At 40.3% G+C, this 19,205-nt stretch carries 13 protein-coding genes and 2 pseudogenes; 5 read left to right on the top strand and 10 right to left on the bottom strand.

Features of this window, described 5'->3' with window-relative positions; all coding sequences use genetic code 11:
- Nucleotides 1–74: 74 nt before the first annotated feature.
- The 4 genes from E4T79_RS08875 to mnmE all read left to right on the top strand — a co-directional run bounded on the left by E4T79_RS08875 (nucleotide 75) and on the right by mnmE (nucleotide 4,380).
- Entirely contained in the window at nucleotides 75–848 is a 774-nt protein-coding gene (locus E4T79_RS08875) for a S24 family peptidase (RefSeq protein WP_076996100.1), read from the top strand.
- A gap of 244 nt (nucleotides 849–1,092) precedes the next feature.
- Nucleotides 1,093–1,773 carry an NYN domain-containing protein gene (locus tag E4T79_RS08870; RefSeq protein WP_076996101.1) on the top strand — a complete coding sequence of 227 codons (681 nt, stop codon included), beginning with the start codon at nucleotides 1,093–1,095 and terminating at the stop codon, nucleotides 1,771–1,773.
- A 126-nt stretch (nucleotides 1,774–1,899) separates the two neighbouring features.
- Nucleotides 1,900–2,961, top strand: a complete 1,062-nt coding sequence (locus E4T79_RS08865) for a tyrosine-type recombinase/integrase (protein WP_076996102.1) — start codon at nucleotides 1,900–1,902, stop codon at nucleotides 2,959–2,961.
- A 45-nt stretch (nucleotides 2,962–3,006) separates the two neighbouring features.
- Nucleotides 3,007–4,380: a tRNA uridine-5-carboxymethylaminomethyl(34) synthesis GTPase MnmE gene (gene mnmE, locus E4T79_RS08860; RefSeq protein ID WP_135029587.1), complete on the top strand. Its 1,374-nt coding sequence runs from the start codon at nucleotides 3,007–3,009 to the stop codon at nucleotides 4,378–4,380.
- A 553-nt stretch (nucleotides 4,381–4,933) separates the two neighbouring features.
- On the opposite strand, the gene E4T79_RS08855 is transcribed toward mnmE, so the two are convergent.
- The 9 genes and pseudogenes from E4T79_RS08855 to malQ all read right to left on the bottom strand — a co-directional run bounded on the left by E4T79_RS08855 (nucleotide 4,934) and on the right by malQ (nucleotide 16,812).
- Nucleotides 4,934–5,797 carry a hypothetical protein gene (locus E4T79_RS08855; protein WP_135029585.1) on the bottom strand — a complete coding sequence of 288 codons (864 nt, stop codon included), beginning with the start codon at nucleotides 5,795–5,797 and terminating at the stop codon, nucleotides 4,934–4,936.
- 1,062 nt (nucleotides 5,798–6,859) lie between these two features.
- Nucleotides 6,860–7,576, bottom strand: a complete 717-nt coding sequence (locus E4T79_RS08850) for a YebC/PmpR family DNA-binding transcriptional regulator (RefSeq protein WP_135029583.1) — start codon at nucleotides 7,574–7,576, stop codon at nucleotides 6,860–6,862.
- Between the two features lie 339 nt (nucleotides 7,577–7,915).
- Nucleotides 7,916–8,047 (bottom strand): annotated as a pseudogene (locus tag E4T79_RS08845) (type II toxin-antitoxin system RelE/ParE family toxin); the annotation flags it as partial.
- 260 nt (nucleotides 8,048–8,307) lie between these two features.
- Nucleotides 8,308–9,069 carry a mechanosensitive ion channel domain-containing protein gene (locus tag E4T79_RS08840; RefSeq protein WP_167752664.1) on the bottom strand — a complete coding sequence of 254 codons (762 nt, stop codon included), beginning with the start codon at nucleotides 9,067–9,069 and terminating at the stop codon, nucleotides 8,308–8,310.
- Nucleotides 9,070–9,219: 150 nt separating this feature from the next.
- Nucleotides 9,220–9,837, bottom strand: coding sequence for a hypothetical protein (locus E4T79_RS08835; RefSeq protein WP_135029579.1), 618 nt, complete (start codon nucleotides 9,835–9,837; stop codon nucleotides 9,220–9,222).
- Nucleotides 9,838–10,054: 217 nt separating this feature from the next.
- Nucleotides 10,055–12,226, bottom strand: a complete 2,172-nt coding sequence (locus E4T79_RS08830; RefSeq protein WP_135029577.1) for a PTS transporter subunit IIBC — start codon at nucleotides 12,224–12,226, stop codon at nucleotides 10,055–10,057.
- Nucleotides 12,227–12,236: 10 nt separating this feature from the next.
- Nucleotides 12,237–13,028, bottom strand: a complete 792-nt coding sequence (locus tag E4T79_RS08825; protein WP_135029575.1) for an endonuclease/exonuclease/phosphatase family protein — start codon at nucleotides 13,026–13,028, stop codon at nucleotides 12,237–12,239.
- An 18-nt stretch (nucleotides 13,029–13,046) separates the two neighbouring features.
- Nucleotides 13,047–15,311: a glycogen/starch/alpha-glucan family phosphorylase gene (gene glgP / locus E4T79_RS08820; protein WP_135029573.1), complete on the bottom strand. Its 2,265-nt coding sequence runs from the start codon at nucleotides 15,309–15,311 to the stop codon at nucleotides 13,047–13,049.
- Nucleotides 15,304–16,812, bottom strand: a complete 1,509-nt coding sequence (gene malQ, locus E4T79_RS08815; protein ID WP_135029571.1) for a 4-alpha-glucanotransferase — start codon at nucleotides 16,810–16,812, stop codon at nucleotides 15,304–15,306. Before malQ ends, glgP begins: the two co-directional genes overlap by 8 nt.
- A 173-nt stretch (nucleotides 16,813–16,985) precedes the next feature.
- On the opposite strand from malQ, the gene E4T79_RS08810 reads away from it, so the two are divergent.
- The gene (locus E4T79_RS08810) at nucleotides 16,986–17,693 is read left to right on the top strand and encodes a GntR family transcriptional regulator (protein ID WP_135029569.1); all 708 of its coding nucleotides are present in this window, start codon (nucleotides 16,986–16,988) and stop codon (nucleotides 17,691–17,693) included.
- Nucleotides 17,694–17,809: 116 nt separating this feature from the next.
- Here the strand turns inward: E4T79_RS08810 and E4T79_RS08805 are convergent.
- A pseudogene (locus E4T79_RS08805) lies at nucleotides 17,810–19,149 on the bottom strand (IS3 family transposase).
- Between the last annotated feature and the right edge of the window lie 56 nt (nucleotides 19,150–19,205).

Genomic DNA, 19,205 nt, shown 5'->3' with positions numbered 1-19,205 from the left:
TATGTATTTTTTTCTTTTTTTCTTGATTTTTTTGCGTTTTTTCCGTAATATATACTATATAAGGAGGTGTTAAAATGGTTCTTGAGAGTAAAGAAATATTTTCCCAAAATCTAGCCTATTTTATGAATAAAAAAGGCGTAGATAGAAATCAGTTGTGTACAGATTTAGATTTAAAATACACTACTGTACGCGATTGGCTAAAAGGAATCACCTATCCACGGATAGGCAAAATAGAGCTTTTAGCAAACTATTTTGGCATAAACAAATCGGATTTAATTGAATCGAAATATTATCAGAAAGACACCCCCTCCCCAGACGCAAAAAATGACACCGTACAAGCGATTAACGATACGGTGGTACAATTACACCCCGAGCGTCAAGAAAACGTCCTAGAGTACGCTACAGAGCAACTAGACGAGCAGGAAAAAGAACAACTAGAGAAGCGCAAGACATTAGAGATTAGCGAACCACTCTTTGAATACTACGTCTATGAAAAACTCTCCGCTGGCACAGGAGCTACCTACTGGGAGGAACGCAACTACGACACCGTCTATTTTGATAAAGAAATCACTCATGACCTGGCAAGTTGGGTCTATGGCGACTCCATGGAACCTACATATCTTGACGGATCCGTTGCTCTCATCAAAGATACAGGCTTCGATTATGACGGTGCAATTTACGCTGTAGACTGGGATGGACAATCCTATATCAAGAAAGTCTATAAAGAAAAAGACGGCCTGCGCCTCGTCTCTCTCAATAGTAAATATGCCGATAAATTCGCCCCCTATACCGAAGATCCCCGCATTATCGGTAAAGTCGTCGGCAACTTCATGCCGATGGAGAGATGAGCTGTAGATAACTTTTAAGCTATTTTAATCTATCTAAACCGTTTCAAAGTACTTCAAAAATGACAAAGTAAAGCTATATAAATCTACATGAGTCTAAAAATTTGCATCTTTTGGGTTGACAAAACGAAATATGTGTTCTAAAATGAATACATAAAGAGTTAATTGCACCCATGAGAGTAATCCCTCCACCATAAGGAGAGCGATAAAATCATGGGTTTTATTTTTGTAGAAATGAGAACAAAATATGAAAATTGCAATTCTAGTAGACGGTGGCTATTATCGTAAACGTTCTGCTTCTGTTCTAGGTCATAAGACGGCTAAAGAAAGAGCAGAAGAGTTATATAGCTACTGCAACCGACACTTGAAAGAAAATAGCTACGGAATGGACATTCGACACGATTTATACAGAATATTTTATTATGATTGTCCACCGATTGATAAACAAGTATTCAACCCTTTGACCCAAAAAAATATAAACTTTAGTAAAAGTGACACCAAAGCGTGGACGAATGACTTCTTTAACGAACTAAGCCATAAACGAAAAGTAGCATTACGGCTTGGTGAATTGAATGAAGACTCTGTACACTACAATCTAAAGGCTAGCACTACTAAAAAGTTATTGAACGGAAGTAAACAAATATCTGATATTGATGAATCAGATTTAATCTTACAGTTACAACAAAAAGGCGTTGATATGCGGATTGGACTGGACATAGCCTCGTTATCTTATAAGCATCAGGTGGATAAGATTGTTTTAATTGCGGGAGATAGTGATTTTGTTCCTGCTGCTAAACTTGCGCGCAGAGAAGGAATTGATTTCGTTCTTGACGCTCTCGGTGGTCAAATCAGGGATAGCCTATCACTGCATATAGACGGACTAAGAACTTGTGATAGTTCCTACTTTCCTGCACCTAAAACGAAATAAAAAAACTCCCCACACTCGCCATCGCCTAACGTTGAGTGTGAGGAGAAAAAAGATTGAATAGTAAACAGGCATTAAAAAGCCCTCTTTACTATACCCATTTTATCAAGAAGTGAGGTAAAAATCAACATGGCATCATATCGAAAACGAGACGGAAGTTGGGAATACCGCATTTCCTATAAAACACCCGACGGGAAGTATAAACAGAAATCAAAAAGAGGTTTTCGGACAAAGAAAGAAGCAGAACTTGCTGCAGCAGAGGCAGAACGCCTGCTCAATTCAACAACTATCTTTGATGAAAATATATCGCTTTATGACTATTTCGATAAATGGGCCAAGATCTATAAAAAACCTCATGTCTCAATAGGGACATGGAAAAACTATGACCAAACATTAAAGCTGATAGAGAGAGAATTTGGACAAACAAAAATTAGAGCGATTACACCCAGCATCTATCAACAATTTTTAAATAATTTAGGCAAGCGGTACTATCAAGGAACAATTCATAAAGTTCATCACCGAATACGCAGAGCTGTAAAACAGGCAGTCGTGGAAAAACTAATCGATACAAACTTTACAGACTTAGCCAAAATAAACGCTGAAAGACAGCATAAACCTATTGAAGATAAATTCCTCGAGGAGAATGAATACCTCTCCTTATTGACAACCTTGAAACAAAATTGCCCACAAACAGACTACGTACAGCTCTATCTGCTTTCTGTAACCGGCATGCGAATTGGAGAATCTTTGGGCCTAACTTGGAACGACATAGACTTTAAGAATGGTTTAATCAATATCAATAAAACGTGGAATGTATATACAAATGCAGAATTTGCACCGACAAAAAACAAGCAATCCATGCGAACTATACCCCTGGATAATACAACAGCAAAAATACTTCTGCAATTTAAAACAGAGGAATGGACTGTGAATCCTTACAATCGATTATTCATTCGAGTAAATCATCCCTGGCTCAACCGCTTAATAAAAAAATTGACTAAAACCAACATTCACGTCCACTCCTTGCGTCACACATACGCTTCTTACCTTATCTCCAGACAGATAGATTTACTCACTATCTCCAATTTGCTAGGTCACAAAGATTTGACCGTCACACTACAAACATACGCCCATCAACTTGAACAGCAAAAAGAAAAAGATTTCAAAGAAATTAAAAAACTTTTTGGGTGAATTTTGGGCGTAATGTCTCAAAACGCTATTAAATAAAGGAACTATATGATTACCAAAGAATTTGATACCATTGCAGCTATTTCGACTCCTCTTGGTGAAGGAGCCATCGGCATTGTCCGCTTGTCTGGAAGTGAGGCTATCGATATTGCAAACAGCGTTTTTAAAGAAAAAAATCTAGCGGATGTAGCCAGCCATACAATCCATTATGGTCATATCCTAGATCCTCTTGCTAGTATCGTGGTCGATGAGGTCATGGTTTCTGTCATGAAAGCACCAAAGACTTTCACTCGGGAAAATATCGTTGAAATCAATACTCACGGCGGGATTGCGGTAACCAATGAAATTCTCCAGCTACTGATTCGTCAGGGAGCAAGGATGGCAGAACCTGGAGAATTTACTAAGCGAGCCTTTTTAAATGGTCGTATCGACCTCACTCAGGCAGAAGCAGTCATGGATATTATCCGCGCTAAGACAGACAAAGCTATGCACCAGGCGGTTCAACAACTAGACGGATCGCTTTCTACACTCATCAACGATACGAGGCAGGAAATTCTCAATACTCTAGCTCAGGTTGAAGTGAACATTGACTATCCTGAATACGATGATGTCGAAGAAGCTACGACCGAATTAATCCGTGAGAAAACCATAGAATTTCAACAATTACTGGAGCGCTTGCTCAAAACTGCACGCAGAGGAAAAATCCTTCGCGAGGGGATTGCAACTGCTATTATCGGTCGTCCCAATGTTGGCAAATCAAGCCTATTGAACAATCTTCTACAAGAAGAAAAAGCCATCGTCACTAATATCGAGGGGACAACTCGCGACATCATTGAAGAATATGTCAACATCAATGGTATCCCCCTTAAATTGATTGATACCGCAGGAATTCGTGAAACAGACGATGTCGTAGAAAGAATTGGGGTTGAACGCTCCAAAAAAGCACTAGAAGAAGCGGATCTGGTCCTTTTGGTCTTAAATGCCAGCGAACCATTGACCCCACAAGACCGCCAATTGCTGGCTATTAGCCACGATAGCAATCGCATTATCTTACTCAATAAAACAGACCTGCCAATTCAAATCGAGCAAGAGCAACTACCGGCTGATTCCATTGCGATTTCGGTACTTCATAATCAAAATATCGACCAGATTGAAGAGCGGATCAATCAACTCTTCTTTGAACAAGCAGGTTTCATAGAGCAAGATGCGACCTACCTCTCTAATGCTCGTCACATTTCTCTCATCGAACAAGCTATCCAGGCCTTGCAGGCGGTTAACGAGGGACTTGAAATGCGCATGCCCGTTGACTTGCTCCAAGTTGATTTGACCCGTTGCTGGCAAATTCTTGGAGAAATCACTGGAGATGCAGCACCGGATGAGCTAATTACCCAACTCTTTAGTCAATTCTGCCTCGGGAAATAGGCGGTCGAACAGGAGCGGAACGCTTCGTGGTGAAACCACTGCGAAGATAGCTAGATTGGGTACAAATGAAATGTAGTGACGAGCCAGATAGCTATCGCTAAGCAACCGAACAGATTGCCACTCATTGATGCCTTTTTATACTAATCAACATTTCCAAGAACATAACACCGGCCTTGTTCCTCTTTTTAATAGGAACAAGGCCGGTGTTTATTATAGCCGTTTCATTTATTTTTAGCACTAGGCAAGGAGTCGCAGGTAGTTGAAATAGTTGATAACTATTTCAAGTGACAGATAAGAAAAGTGTAACTTTTCTCAATGGTACAGCAAGACGAGTGAACGAAGTAATAAAACATATAAACTAAATGTCTATATTTTATAGTTTTTTAGTTTACTTTTAGGACTAGGCAACGAGCTACAGGCTGTACTAGAGTACGATAAAGCAAGTTAAGGAAGTAATAAAAGATAAAGGAAATGACTATATTGTCCACTTGACAGGGAGCAATTCCATACTCCTGGGAGTGTTTTTTCACTTTATAAGTAGAAAACTAAGCAACTATTTATCCTCCCTTGAGGAAGATGTTTTTGCTGTAGTATCTGCATAGGAAACTTGGCTTGCTTTTTCATCATAGTTTAGCAAATCAGACACGAGATTTTTATAATTCTTATCTGAAATAAGCCAGTGACCTTGGCTATTTTTTTCTAAATCAAAGCTGATTTCATAACTTCCCTCTGTCAAAGGAGTTTCACTCACATAACTTGGAATCTCCTTATCATCACTTAACAAATCGCTAAAATTAGCATAGTATAAGAAATCAGAAGCCAACATATGCAACTTCTTAAATTCACTATCTGTCTCATTCGCTTTATTGAGAGCCGCAAACACATCAATATGACCATCAGCCAAGACGAGATAGATGCTATTGATGGCATTTGCAATCGCAGTATTATTGATTTGATGCGATATAAAGGTGATGGTCGCTTTATCATCTAATACTTCAACCTTTGTCAGCTCATATTCTTTTATATCTTTCAAATTATCGCGTCTAGTTTCCAAGAATCTCCCGAGAACTTCCGAGGGAGTTAATTTCTCAAATCCTTTAGCATATTGATAGGTGTACTTGCTCGCAGGTGTCCAACCATTGTCTTTGATAGCTGCCTCAATCTGACTAGGGAAAATCATCTCTTTCGTCCATTGATTATACGATTTTCCGTAGAGAATCGAAAAGCCCTGATCATTTTGAGTTAGTACGCTTCTTAGCAAGGTGTCTGCATCTTTCCGAGCAGACTCTTCGGCTACTCGAACCTCTTGGCTACTTCCTCTCATTTTAGCACTTTGTATTCCTCTAATTCCACAAGAAATAAGGCAAATAACACTAAATAACAGAACTAAAAATGCTACAATTTGCTTCTGTTTCATTGATATTTCTCCCCATATTTATAGATTATTATACCAATTATACCAAAATTTTAGAATCATGCCAAATATGGACGATAGCATATCTGAACCAACTTATAAAAGTTTAGAACGAAACGTAGATTTTCTGAATTTCAGCACTCGCTATTTCCTAAAAAGCCGGAACTCCCTCTCAATTCAACAAGCTAGAAACTTTTTATAGCCTTAAATAGTCGAGTTCCTTTGATAATCTTAGATTTATTTCATCTATCCATTCATACTCTACTCATCAAACATCAAGACAATACCTTACCAACTTGGCTCAATGAGGATTTTACCCTATAAAGATTAACGTTTGATGCTTCTCTTTTTTCAGTCATAACCGCCCGTGAAAACAGGTAGCTTGTACACCGGCTATAAACCATTTCCCACCAGCGACGTCTAACGATGTTCGCTGAACTTCGTTCAGGCTAGTGCTATGATGACTTGACGAATGCCCCTTGAGCTGTATCTTGTTTATGGCTTCAAGCCATAAACAAAATAGGAGTGGGAAAGAACTCGATAGGTCAAAAAAAGTTGGGTTTTCCTTATTTCCTGCATTCTAGCTTCGGGCCGAAACGGTCTATTCCCAGACCCTTTCACTCCCTCCGCACAGCTCCAACCGTCAGAGTAGTGAGTTGGAACTTGGAAATGAAGCGAATTCGTTCGTATCAGTCGTAGAGTCAGATGTGGAGTGGGAAACACGAATAAATATGAATAAAAAGCTCCAGTGGAGCTTTTTAGCCTGTTCCCTTATAGCCGTTTCGTTTATTTTTAGTACTAGGCAAGGAGTCGCAGGTAGTTGAAATAGTTGATAACTATTTCAAGTGACAGATAAGAAAAGTGTAACTTTTCTCAATGGTACAGCAAGACGAGTGAACAAAGTAATAAAAGATAAACGAAATGACTCTAAAACAAAAAGAGCAGCAGTTCATTTCCCACCTTCAACCGCATGATTGCCATTGAAGCATTCAACCACTGCGTCAACGTCATTCGGTTAATTAAAATGAAAGCTGGGCAAAAAGTCCCAGCCTCATGTCATGTCTATTAAAATCCCTCTACGTTGGTATAGACTTTTTGAACATCTTCATCATCTTCAAGAACATCGTATAACTTCTCAAAAGTTGCAAGATCATCGCCTGCGAGAACCACTTCTGACTGAGGAATCATTTCCAATTCTGTCACTTGGAACTCACTTATACCTGCTTCACGCAAGGCTACAAGAGCCTTGTGCAAGTCCGTTGGTGCAGTGTAGACAGTAATAACTCCTTCTTCAGTTTCCACATCTTCCACATCTACATCTGCTTCAAGTAACTGCTCAAAGATACTATCTGCATCATCACCAGCAAAAACGATCACTCCCTTGTTATCAAACAAGTAAGAAACGGATCCGCTCGCTCCCATATTTCCACCATTTTTACCAAAAGCCGCACGCACATTTGCAGCTGTACGGTTAACGTTAGAAGTAAGGGTATCAACGATAAGCATCGAACCATTTGGTCCAAAGCCTTCGTAACGACCTTCTACGAACGTCTCATCGGTATTTCCTTTTGCCTTGTCAATGGCCTTATCAATAATATGTCTAGGTACTTGCGCTTGCTTGGCACGATCAATAACGAATTTTAAGGCTGTATTCGTCTCTGGATCTGGATCACCTTTTTTCGCTGCGGCATAGATTTCTACACCAAACTTGGCATAAACTTTTGAGTTCGCTCCGTCCTTTGCTGTTTTTTTAGCTACAATATTGGCCCACTTACGTCCCATAGGGAACCTCCTACATTTTTTTCAATCGTTTTATTATACCATAAGATTGCCTATTTGATAAGCTGTACATTATTTTTGACATGCCAAAACACAGGAAATGAACGGAACGTTTCCAACGCTTTTACAAAAGATGCTCCTCTAAAGAACCAAACCACAATGTTCTACTCTTTTAGACTATCTCAATATCGAACCGTTCACCAAAATATGCTAACTGACTAACCCGCTTTTTATATTTTTCATTTTACAGCATAAAGCATAAACAAATACAATATACCAGAGAGGTAGTAAATGTATGAGTTCAGTAGGCAAGAAAACAGCACCTTAACGGGTGCTATTTTTCTATTTAATGAATAGCTCTCCTATGCCCACATCCAAGATAATAACCATCTTATTATCTTGGATGTCGCAAATTAGGCGATAATCACCTATACGATAACGCCACTCGTGAGCATGGTTTCCTGTAAAACCTTTTCACTCAGCTAATGAAACGGTAGAATAACTGAACATCTGCCTCTAATCAAGACAAGCTACTATCACTTCTTAAACTAACTCATGACTAGACTATTATACCAGAGGTGGAAATCATGAGTAAAAACGAAATGTAGATGCCTCCATGCACTCTACCTGCTCCTATTAAAAGCGTCCTCAAACTAGCTTGCTTTGTCGCACTCCCGTCTATCAATAAATGTATAACAGGGGCTTTTAAAGGAGATTGACAACCGCTCCACTCTTTATTCTTTTATATCAATCAAACCCTGCTGCTGCAATTCTTTGATGATTTCTAATTTTATCGTAGACACCATTTCAAAACTTTCTCCAATATCCCGTGTCCAAATAAAAGCTTTTAATTTAACGTACCGTTCATTGATTTCTGACAAGGTCACTTTGGTATCATTCTTATTAAGAACAGAAGGATTTTCCTGAATTTTTTTGGTAATAATGGCAATAGCTACTTCCAAATCCTTATCCAATCCAATATAAAAAGAGAGTGGGTAGCTTGTAGTCGAATCTTTCTTATCATTATTGATGACCACTGTTTCATTCATGATATAATTGGGAATAATGGCCCGCTCATTGGTATAGAGTTTGATTACAGTGTAGTGAAGATTCATCTCCTCAATGACACCTGTCACATTCTTATCAGACAGGCGAACGCGATCGCCAATCTTAAAAGCTTCTGATTGGATGAGTAATAGCCCTGCTAACAAATTCCGAATTACATGCTGAAGCGCAAAGCCAAGCACAGCCACGACCAAGGCAGAATTAGCCAACAAGGTCTTGATAAAATCACCAAAGTAAGCAAACTGACTGAGAACTAGCACCAAGCCAACTATCAAGGTTAAACTTTTAAGAAGATTCCCAATAAACCGAACTGAGAGATTGGTCTGCTTAACCAACCAGGAATCCGTAAACCAGCGTACTACTGCATAAAGAATCAGAACAAAGGCTACCATTATCATGCGACCATCTTTCAAAAAGTTCCATTTATCCATCCTAATTCCTCCCATCCATTGATACTTACCATACTACACCCATCATCCAAGTTTTGCAATTATCCGCCGTCCCCATTTTCCGTAACATCAAAAAATATAGAATGCGAGCTAACCGATTAAAAAAAGTAGACAGCTGTCTACTTTCCTTGGCTAGTACATACTCTTAATAACTTCGACCCGAGTAACCAAATCACCATGCATGTTATCCACACGAAGCGCGACATTTTTCAAATAAACACAGGCACCAATAGAGATGGTCTTTTCTTCCTCATTGAGTTTGCGAACAACAAAATCGCGCAAGGTTTCTCCCTTTTCTCCTGGGATTTTTACCCGTGCAATAATATTAGCCACTTTTACTTTCTGACTAGCACGCATCACGATATTATCTGAATCATCGAACTGGATAAAGAGATACTTCCGTACTGCAAAGAGGATGGCTACCGAAATCATCCCGATAAGATAATCCACACTGGAGGCATGCTCAACAATCAACTGACGAGCAATCGCAACGAGTAACACTTCAATCACTGTGCGTGGCGACTGCTTGCACAACATCTTAATGAACTCAACCCCGACCGCAAGTGTAATCGTCCGATTTAAAAAGTCTTGTAGGAAATCCCTACCCTGAATGCCGTCTGGAATAGCTGACACCAAATCACCCAATAAAAGAAGCGATAACATCAAGAGCGCAATGGCCAAAATCGCTGATAAAATCAACTCCAAATAATAAACGACTTCTGTCACAACATTTTGTAAAAACTTCCTCATAAGCCCTCTTTTATATGCCACTTTATCTATATCTTGTGATTATGTTAGCACCTATTTCCCCTATAAACAGAGATTTTTTCCAAATCGATACATTTATTTTATACTATCATAATTTTTAAAAAAATACAAGACATTGGTCTGAAAAGTTTGTGAAAAAACAGCCCAACGGGCTGTTTTCGACATATACATAACGTATACTGTTGTTTTTTACAAAAGATTACAATTCTACCTGGGCGAGGACAGTATCTTTGCTGACAGTTCCAAGATTTTGTAAGTGAACAGCCTTAATTTCGGCAGTATTGGTGAAAGCAACGACAATCGTTGTTTCTCGATCTGCTGATTTGATAGCCTCAAGATCTGCAACAAGGAGCAAGTCCCCTGCCTCTACACGTTGTCCATCTGATACCTTGATAGAAAATGGTACTCCGTTTAGGGCGACAGTATCCAAACCAACGTGAACCAAGACTTCCAAACCACTATCTGTCAAGAGTCCTACTGCATGCTTGGTGGGAAAGACGCTCGTGACAAGACCAGAAACTGGTGCGTAGACATTACCAGTTGCAGGCTCAACTGCATAGCCATCTCCCATCATTTTTTGTGCAAAGACAGGATCACTCACTTCAGTAATCGCCCTTGCATGACCGTCTGCGACAGAATGCACTTCTGCTGTAATGCCTTTAAATTGGCTTTCTATAGCTGCTTCTCCGCTAGTATCTACACTAGTTTTAGGAATGTCAAGTCCAGAATCAAGCAAGTCTTGAATATCCGATTTCAAGACATCGGCTTTTGGTCCATAGACTGCCTGCACCCCTGAGCCCTTGGTAATCAATCCCATTGCTCCTGCTTGCTTCCAAGTAGCCTCTTCACCGACTTTTTCAATATCCTTGACAGTGACGCGCAAACGGGTCATACAAGCATCAACATCCGTGATATTATCGCGACCGCCTAAAAGGTTGATAATCTGTACAATTTGAGAATTGCCATCTGCAACACCGGCATCTCCAGAAATAGGAGTATCCTCTACTGTTTCCGTATCATAGTTTCCATTGCGACCTGCTGTTGCAAGATTCATCTTCTTAATCATAAAGTCTGCGACGAAATACATCAGAACTGCAAAGAGGGCAGATACCCAAATAAAATTAACTACATCAAGTCCAATACCAGCTTTCAAGGCCATTGGGGTACGTGTCAAAAATTCGATATTTCCGAATGAGTGCACGCGCAGACTGACGATGTCAGCCATGGCAAAGGCTGCTCCTTGAATAATCGCATAGACTGCATAAAGGGGCATAGCGGCAAACATGAACATGTATTCAATCGGCTCAGTCACTCCTGTCAGAAAGACCGCAAGAGCAGACGACACAAACATTCCTTTGTATTTTTTCTTCTTATCAGGATCCACATTGCGGTACATGGCAAGGGTCAAGCCCATGAGGATACCGGTTGAACCAATCATCTGTCCAACTTTAAAACGAGCTGGTGTGACAGTTGCTAGTAAAGCATTATACTGACTAGTTTCTCCTGCCCCTTTGAGGTTAATCAAATCTGTAATCCAGGCCAGCCACAATGGATCTTGTCCAAATACTTGTTGACCCGATTGAACCCCTGTCATGATCTCATAGGTTCCACCAAGTGAAGTGTAGTTCATTGGAATGGTCAACATATGATGTAAGCCAAACGGCAACAAGAGCCTCTCCAAGGTCCCATAGATAAATGGTGCAAGGACTGGTGCCGTATCTTGTGAATTGGCAATCCATTTACCAAAGCTATTGATCCCTGTTTGGACAATAGGCCAGAAGATAGCTAAGATAAGAGCAACCAAGACGGAACGATAGATGACGACAAACGGTACGAAACGTTTTCCATTGAAAAAAGTCAAGGCATCAGGTAATTTGCGGTAGTTGTAGTATTTATTGAATGCTGTCGCCCCAACAAAACCAGCAATAATTCCAACAAAGACTCCCATGTTAAGGGCTGGTTGCCCAAGGACATTGACAAAGTAGTTGGCAACAGGAATCTGTGTCCCAAAAACAGTAGAAACATGTGCATCTACATCTGATAACATAGCGACAGTAACACCAAAGAAATTTCCTGTAATCAAATTGATGAGGATAAAGGCAAGACCTGCCGAGAAAGCTCCTCCCGCACGCTCTTTCGCCCAGCTACCACCGATAGCTAGTGCGAACAAGAGGTGAAGATTCCCGATGATACCCCAACCGATTTGAGCAATGATATTGCCAATGCGAGCCAAGAGTTCAGAATCTGCACTCAACAAGGGTAGGGAATTACCGATACTGACCATTAAACCTGCAGCAGGCATAACGGCAATCACAACCATCAAACATTTTCCGAATTTTTGCCAAAATTCAAAACTGAGAAATTTTTTCATCTCTATTCTCCTAACATTTTACATGCACTTCAAGACCAAAATGGTCTGAAACAACCGCTTGGTTTTTCCCATTAAAGATAACCTGACTGGAGAGGACCTCACACTGCTGGTTTACAAAGATATAGTCAATTCTTTTTTGAGCATTATGAGAGTTCCAGCCATCGATGGCTTTTGATACGGTAATCCCTGCATCTTTCTCCTGAGCCAGTTCATAGGTGTCTAGTAAGCCCACTCCCTTAATCGCCTCATAATCAGCTGGGGCAGAGATAGCGTCCGTATTAAAATCCCCCATTAAAATCTTCAAGCGGGAATGACTGGAACGCTCCACAACTACTCGGAGATTTTCAATTACATCTTCTTCTTGACAATCTGGGAGGTTCATATGACAGGAATAGCAATCGATAAGCTGTCCCTCATAAGCAACCGTGATGCCAACAATCTTACGAGATAAGATTGATTGCACCGTCTGAAGTTTCGTACAGTAGAACGAATCTACATCATAAACGGGTAACTTGGTGAGAAAGGCAATCCCCTCATCATACTTATCATAGCCAATATGCGAATTGCTCCAAAACAAGGAGTATTGGCTCTTACTCACTTGATTGACTTTCTCCACCAGAAGCAGACCATAGTTATCTTCTTTTAAATCCTTTGTTACTGGATGTGCCGTCATCAACTGATTGACCTCTTGAAGAGCCACCACATCATACTGCTTTTCAGCAATCGTCCGAGCCAAAATATCCATTTTCTCCACCTGATTCTCCTCCAACCAGGCGTGAACATTGAGCGTTAGTAACTTCATGTCACTTTCTCCCAACGACTAGTAACTATGCCAAATATCTTGATTATATTGCTCAATCGTGCGGTCTGATGAGAAGAAACCAGCTTTTGCGATATTGTGAATCACTTTCTTGTTCCAAGTATCTTGATCTTCGTAATCTGAGAAGACCTGTTCTTTCATGGCGATGTACTCTTTCAAGTCAATCAAGGTCATGAACCAGTCCTTGTTCAAGAGTTCTTGATACAGGCGCTCTAAACGTTCGCTATTACCCAAACGCACCAAGTCCTCGCTCACGATAAAATCAACCGCGCGCTTAATGTCTTCATCGTTTGCATAGTATTCACGTGATACATAACCAGCAGTCGCATACAAGTCAATAATCGTATCTGAATCCTTACCGAATGTATAAATATTTTCGCTACCTGCAAGCTCTGCAATCTCTACATTGGCACCGTCCATCGTTCCTAATGTCAACGCTCCGTTCAACATAAATTTCATATTTCCTGTACCAGATGCTTCTTTTGAAGCAAGAGAAATTTGCTCTGAAATATCGGTTGCAGGAATCAATTTTTCAGCGACAGTAACATTGTAATTTTCCACCAAATGCACATTGAGGTATGGGCTGACTTCTGGATCATTGTTAATCAATTCTGATAGGCAAAGAATGAGGTGGATAATGTCTTGTGCGATGATATAGGCTGGCGCAGCTTTCCCACCAAAGATAACTGTAATTTTGCGTTTTGGTAGATTACCATTTTTGATTTCCAAATATTTATGAATCACATAAAGGGCATTCATCTGCTGGCGTTTGTACTCATGGAAGCGCTTAATTTGTGTATCGATAATAGAGTTTTCATCCAAGTCAATACCCTTATTGTCTTTGAGGTAGCGTTTTAGAGCTCGTTTATTTTGTAATTTAATCTCGGCTAGTTTGGCATGGACAGCTTTATCATCTGCATAGTCCAATAAGTTTTCAAGCTCTGTTGCATTTTCAAGGTAGCCATCTCCGATTAATTCCTTGATATAGTCTGCCAAATCTTGGTTGGCAAATTCTAACCAACGACGGAACGTAATTCCGTTTGTCTTATTGTTGAACTTTTCTGGGTAGAGATCATAGAAAACCTTTAATTCAGAATTTTTCAGAATTTCCGTATGAAGAGCTGCAACCCCATTGACTGAGTTAGAGAAGTGGATATCCATGTGGGCCATGTGAACACGCCCTGTTTCATCAATCATTTGCACTGCAGGATCTTGATACGTAGCACGCACCATAGCATCCAATTCCTTGATAATAGCAACCAAGTGTGGTACGACTTCTTCTAAGAAAGCAAGCGGCCATTTTTCCAAGGCTTCTGCTAAAATGGTATGATTGGTGTAACCCGTCATATTGCGGACAATTTCAACAGCTTCTGCAAAGTCCAAGCCATGTTTTTCTGTTAGAAGACGAATCAATTCTGGAATCACCATTGATGGGTGGGTATCGTTAATTTGTACATAGGCATACTCTGCCAAATCATGGAGGTTGCTGCCGCGTTCAAGCGCTTCATCAATCAAGAGCTGCGCAGCATTGGATACCATGAAATACTGTTGGTAGATACGGAGCAATTCCCCATTTTTATCCGAATCATCTGGGTAAAGGAAGAGGGTCAGGTTTTCCTTTATTTCTGTCTTATCAAAGGTAATACCGTCTTGGATTAAGTCATAGTTGACACGCTCAATATCAAACAAGTTGAGGTAGTTTTTCGTATCTTTCTTGTAGCCCAAGATGTCTAGACGATCCAATTTAGACGTCAGAGTAAAATCTTTAAACGGTACTTCATAGCTAATATCCGTTGGAATCAGCCAAGATTGATCTTCAATCCAAAAGTTCGGCTCTGCTTCCTGTTCGTTCTTGTCAAATACTTGCTTGAAAAGACCACAGTGGTAGTTGAGACCAACTCCTTCTCCGTTAATCCCAAGTGTTGACATTGAGTCTACAAAGCAAGAGGCTAAACGACCAAGTCCACCATTTCCAAGAGATGGTTCTGGTTCCACATCCTCTACTTGGCTGAGTGATTTCCCTGCTGCAGCAAGTTCTGCCTGAATGTCCTTATAAACACCTAAGTTAATCAAGTTATTAGACAAGAGTTTTCCAATAAGGAACTCTGCTGAGATATAGTAAACTTTCCGTTTTCCTGTGTTCTTTGGTTTGGTCGCTGCTGCTTCTTTAACATAGCTTAGTAATTGAAAATAGATTTCCTCGTTGGTCAAGTCGGTTAGTTTCTTGGCTGTTTTTGTCTCTGCAAATGTTGTAAAATTAGTCATTTTGTTCATTTCCTCGTTGATATAATGTAGTAATTTTTACTAAGAAGTCCTTCTTCTCTTGGGTTAAATCTTCTGCTTTCATACGCCATTTCCAGTTGCCACCGATAGTAGACGGCATGTTCATGCGCGATGAGCCTGGTAAATCTAAAATATCCTGCATAGTTGCAATCACCGTATCACTGACAGTCGCAAATAAGACACGGAGCATGGCTTGAGTGACTGGCTCAATCGGTTTACGGTTGCTATAATCATCAACATATTCCTGTTGTTCTGCTGTCAAAGTATTATACCAACCATTGATCACATCATTATCATGCGTTCCTGTATAAGAAACTGAGTTTGGAATACAACGGTGTGGACTGTCAATACTCTTACCACTGACATCTTCCAAACCAAACTGCAAGATTTTCATACCTGGATATCCGCAGTCATTCAAAAGCTTCCTTGCTTTGGCATCGATATTTCCCAGATCTTCAGCGATAATAGGAAGATCTCCTAAGGCTTCCTTGACCACCTTAAAAAGACTGTAGCCTGGACCTGGTTCCCATGTACCGACCTTGGCCACTGTAGCATCTCCTGCCACCTGCCAGAAATCAGAGAAGCCTTTGAAATGGTCAATCCGCAAGACATCATAGAGTTTGAAACTTTCATGAATGCGGTAAAGCCACCAGCTAAAGCCTGTCTTTTCATGCTGCTCCCAGTCATAAAGCGGATTGCCCCAGAGCTGACCATCTACACTAAAATTATCCGCAGGAACCCCCGCTACATAGAGAGGATTACGTGCACTATCTAGCTTAAAGAGATGGGGCTTGGTCCACGCTTCTACACTATCTGCAGAAACATAAATCGGCATATCTCCGATAATCTTGATATGTCTGCGATTAGCATAGGCTTTCAATTCTTTCCATTGACTGAAGAAGAAGTATTGAGTTACCTTGAAATAATCAATTTGCTCTGCCAACTCCTGACGATATCTTTCAAGCGTTTCTTCATTGCGGGCAACGACTTTCTTGTCCTCCCACTCTTGAAGCGCCTTGTTGTCAAAATGTTCTTTAATAGCCATAAATTCGGCATAGTCATTCAACCATGATGAATTGGCCTTTTCAAATTCTTTAAATGCTGCAATCTGCTTGTCTTGGGCTAAAAAGCCTTTTACTGCCATTTCCAAAATCGGACGGCGTGTGGTAAATAACTGAGCATAGTCAATCACTTCTGGATCTTCTCCAAAGTTGACTTTCTCATAGTCTTTGACTTGCAAGCAACCAGCTTCAACCAATAGCTCAAAATCGATGAAATTGGTATTTCCTGCAATAGCAGAAAAGGATTGATAGGGTGAATCCCCATAGCTAGTCGTTGTCAAGGGAAGGATTTGCCAGTAGGTTTGCTTTGTTTCTACCAGGAAATCCACAAAGTCATAGGCTTCTTTCCCAAATGTTCCAATGCCGAATTTCCCTGGTAAGGAAGTAATGTGCATCAAAACACCGCTTGTACGATTTGTCATATACGTATTCCTTTCTTTTCCTTACTTTTTCATTCTAACGCAAACGTTTGCTTTTGTCAATAACTTTTACGTAACAGTCTGTTCCTTTACGTAATTTTGAACCCTTTTTCGATACTTGTACGTATAACTATCGCCCTTTTTATGATATACTTAAAGGGAGAGGAGGATATGTGATGAGTAAGTACCAAACGGTTTATGAAGATATAAAAGAAAAGATTATCACAGGCGTATTTCCAGCCAATCAAGAACTACTCAGCGAGAATGACCTAATGCACCACTATCATTTCTCAAAAGATACTATTCGCAAAGCATTGTCGCTTCTGGAGCGAGATGGCTATATCCGCAAACAACAGGGACGGAACTCCATTGTACTAGAGCCACCCGTAACCAAACCCCAGTCTCTATCTACCCTCAAGACTGTTGGCGAGTTAAACCATCCTCATACCCACGACGTCAAAACCAAGCTGTCTAGTCTTTACATCGTCCAAGGAGAACCTCTCCTAATGGAAACATTTCATGTAGATGATAGTGTGGATTTTTATCGCGTAGGACGAACTCGTATTATTAATGGAGAATCTGTCGAGTATGAAATTTCCTATTTTGACCGTCGAATCGTCCCTTATCTCAACCGCAATATTGCAGAGGGATCAATCTACCGCTACCTAGAACAAGAACTCAACCTAACAATCAGCCATTCACAGCGCGAAATTTCTTTCCGCTATGCTAATGAAAAAGAACGTAAGCGGCTTGATCTAGGAGATTACGACATGGTGGTCGTTGTTAAAAGCACCAGCTACCTCGATAATGGTCAAGCCTTTCAATATGGAAGCATCAGCTATCGCCCCGACAAAATTACCTTTACCTCAACTGCGAAACGCTGATACTTTTCAAACACCCAAAAATACTTTGTCAGCTTAACTTGCTCTTGCTTTTGAGGTCATAGAATATAAAAAAAGAACGGATAAATGAACCGCACCCCAAAAGTTAGACAAAAATATTAGTGAAAGGATTTAGTTCTGTACTGAACAGGACTAAGTCCTTTTAGTTTAGCTTTAATGCGTTCGTTGTTGTAGTAAAAAATGTATTCAGTGATAGCTTGTTCTAAGTGAACCAGAGACTTGAAATTCTTCTCAAAGTCATAAAACATCTCTGTTTTCAAGGTACCAAAGAAGGATTCCATCATGCCGTTATCCGCGCTATTTCCTTTGCGAGACATGGAGGAACGTATGCTTTTACTGTCAAGAAAATGATGATAGGCTTCATGCTGGTACTGCCAGCCTTGGTCACTATGGAGAATCGTATTTGGATACGCTTCCTCAGGAAAGACCTTTTCAAGCATGGACTTGACCTGCATGAGGTTGGGAGAACGGGACAAGGTAAAGTCAATAATTTCGCTGTTATAGCCATCCAGAACAGGCGATAGATAGAGTTTCTCCGAGCAATTTGGCAGAGCGAACTCGGTCACATCGGTGTAGCACTTCTCAAAAGGCTTAGCTCCCTCGAAAGCTCTGTTAATCAGATTAGGAGCTTTCTTGCCCACATCTCCCTTGTAAGACTTGTATGTCTTGCGCCTACGGATACGAGCGGCTAATCCTAACTCTTTCATCAATCGTTGTACTTTCTTGTGGTTGATAATATACCCACGGTTGCGCAGTTCTAAATGAATCCTGCGGTAGCCATAGTTGCCCTTGTGTTCATCATAAATGGATTGAATTTCAGCTTTTAACTCCTTATCTTTATCTGGTTTGTCCAGTTGGTTGACTTGATAGTAATAGGTAGAAGAAACTAATTGAGCCACATTCAGAAGTATGTCTAGTCGGAATCCTCCTGCGACCATCTCTCTAACTGTTTGAGCTTTTCTTGCTCTCTGGCTTCGTCCCTTCTCAACTTTTTTAGATAGACATTCTCCGTTCTAAGACGCTCAATTTCCTCCTGTAGTCGCTCCAACTCCGTCATCTCCTCCCAGGTCTTCTTTGGTTTACGCCCCATCTTTAGTGGCCTCCCTCTTGTTTTCTCAAGAATAGTATACCCGTTTTTCTTGTATTGCGCTATCCAGTTTGGAAGAGTACCTTGATTTGGTAGAGCATAATCAAGTGAGACGGACAGACTTGACTGTTTCTTAAGAAGTACTTTGTCAATCATTTCCTGCTTGAGTTCTGGAGGATAATAGGTATTCCTCCCCTTCTTGACAATGCCTATTCCATACCTGTCAATCAATCGAATCATATATTTGATGCCAGATTGATTCATACAAAATCGTTCTGACAAAGACTTAATTGTTTCACCATTCTGCCGTAGCTCATAAATGTTGACTTTATCTTCATAACTCAATTTCATAAAAATAACACCCCAAAAGTTAGATTTTTTCTGTCTAACTTTTGGGGTGCGGTTCA

The organism is Streptococcus sp. LYSM12, from assembly GCF_004569635.1.
GTDB lineage: Bacteria > Bacillota > Bacilli > Lactobacillales > Streptococcaceae > Streptococcus.
This window is presented reverse-complemented; position numbering and strand designations above follow the sequence as displayed.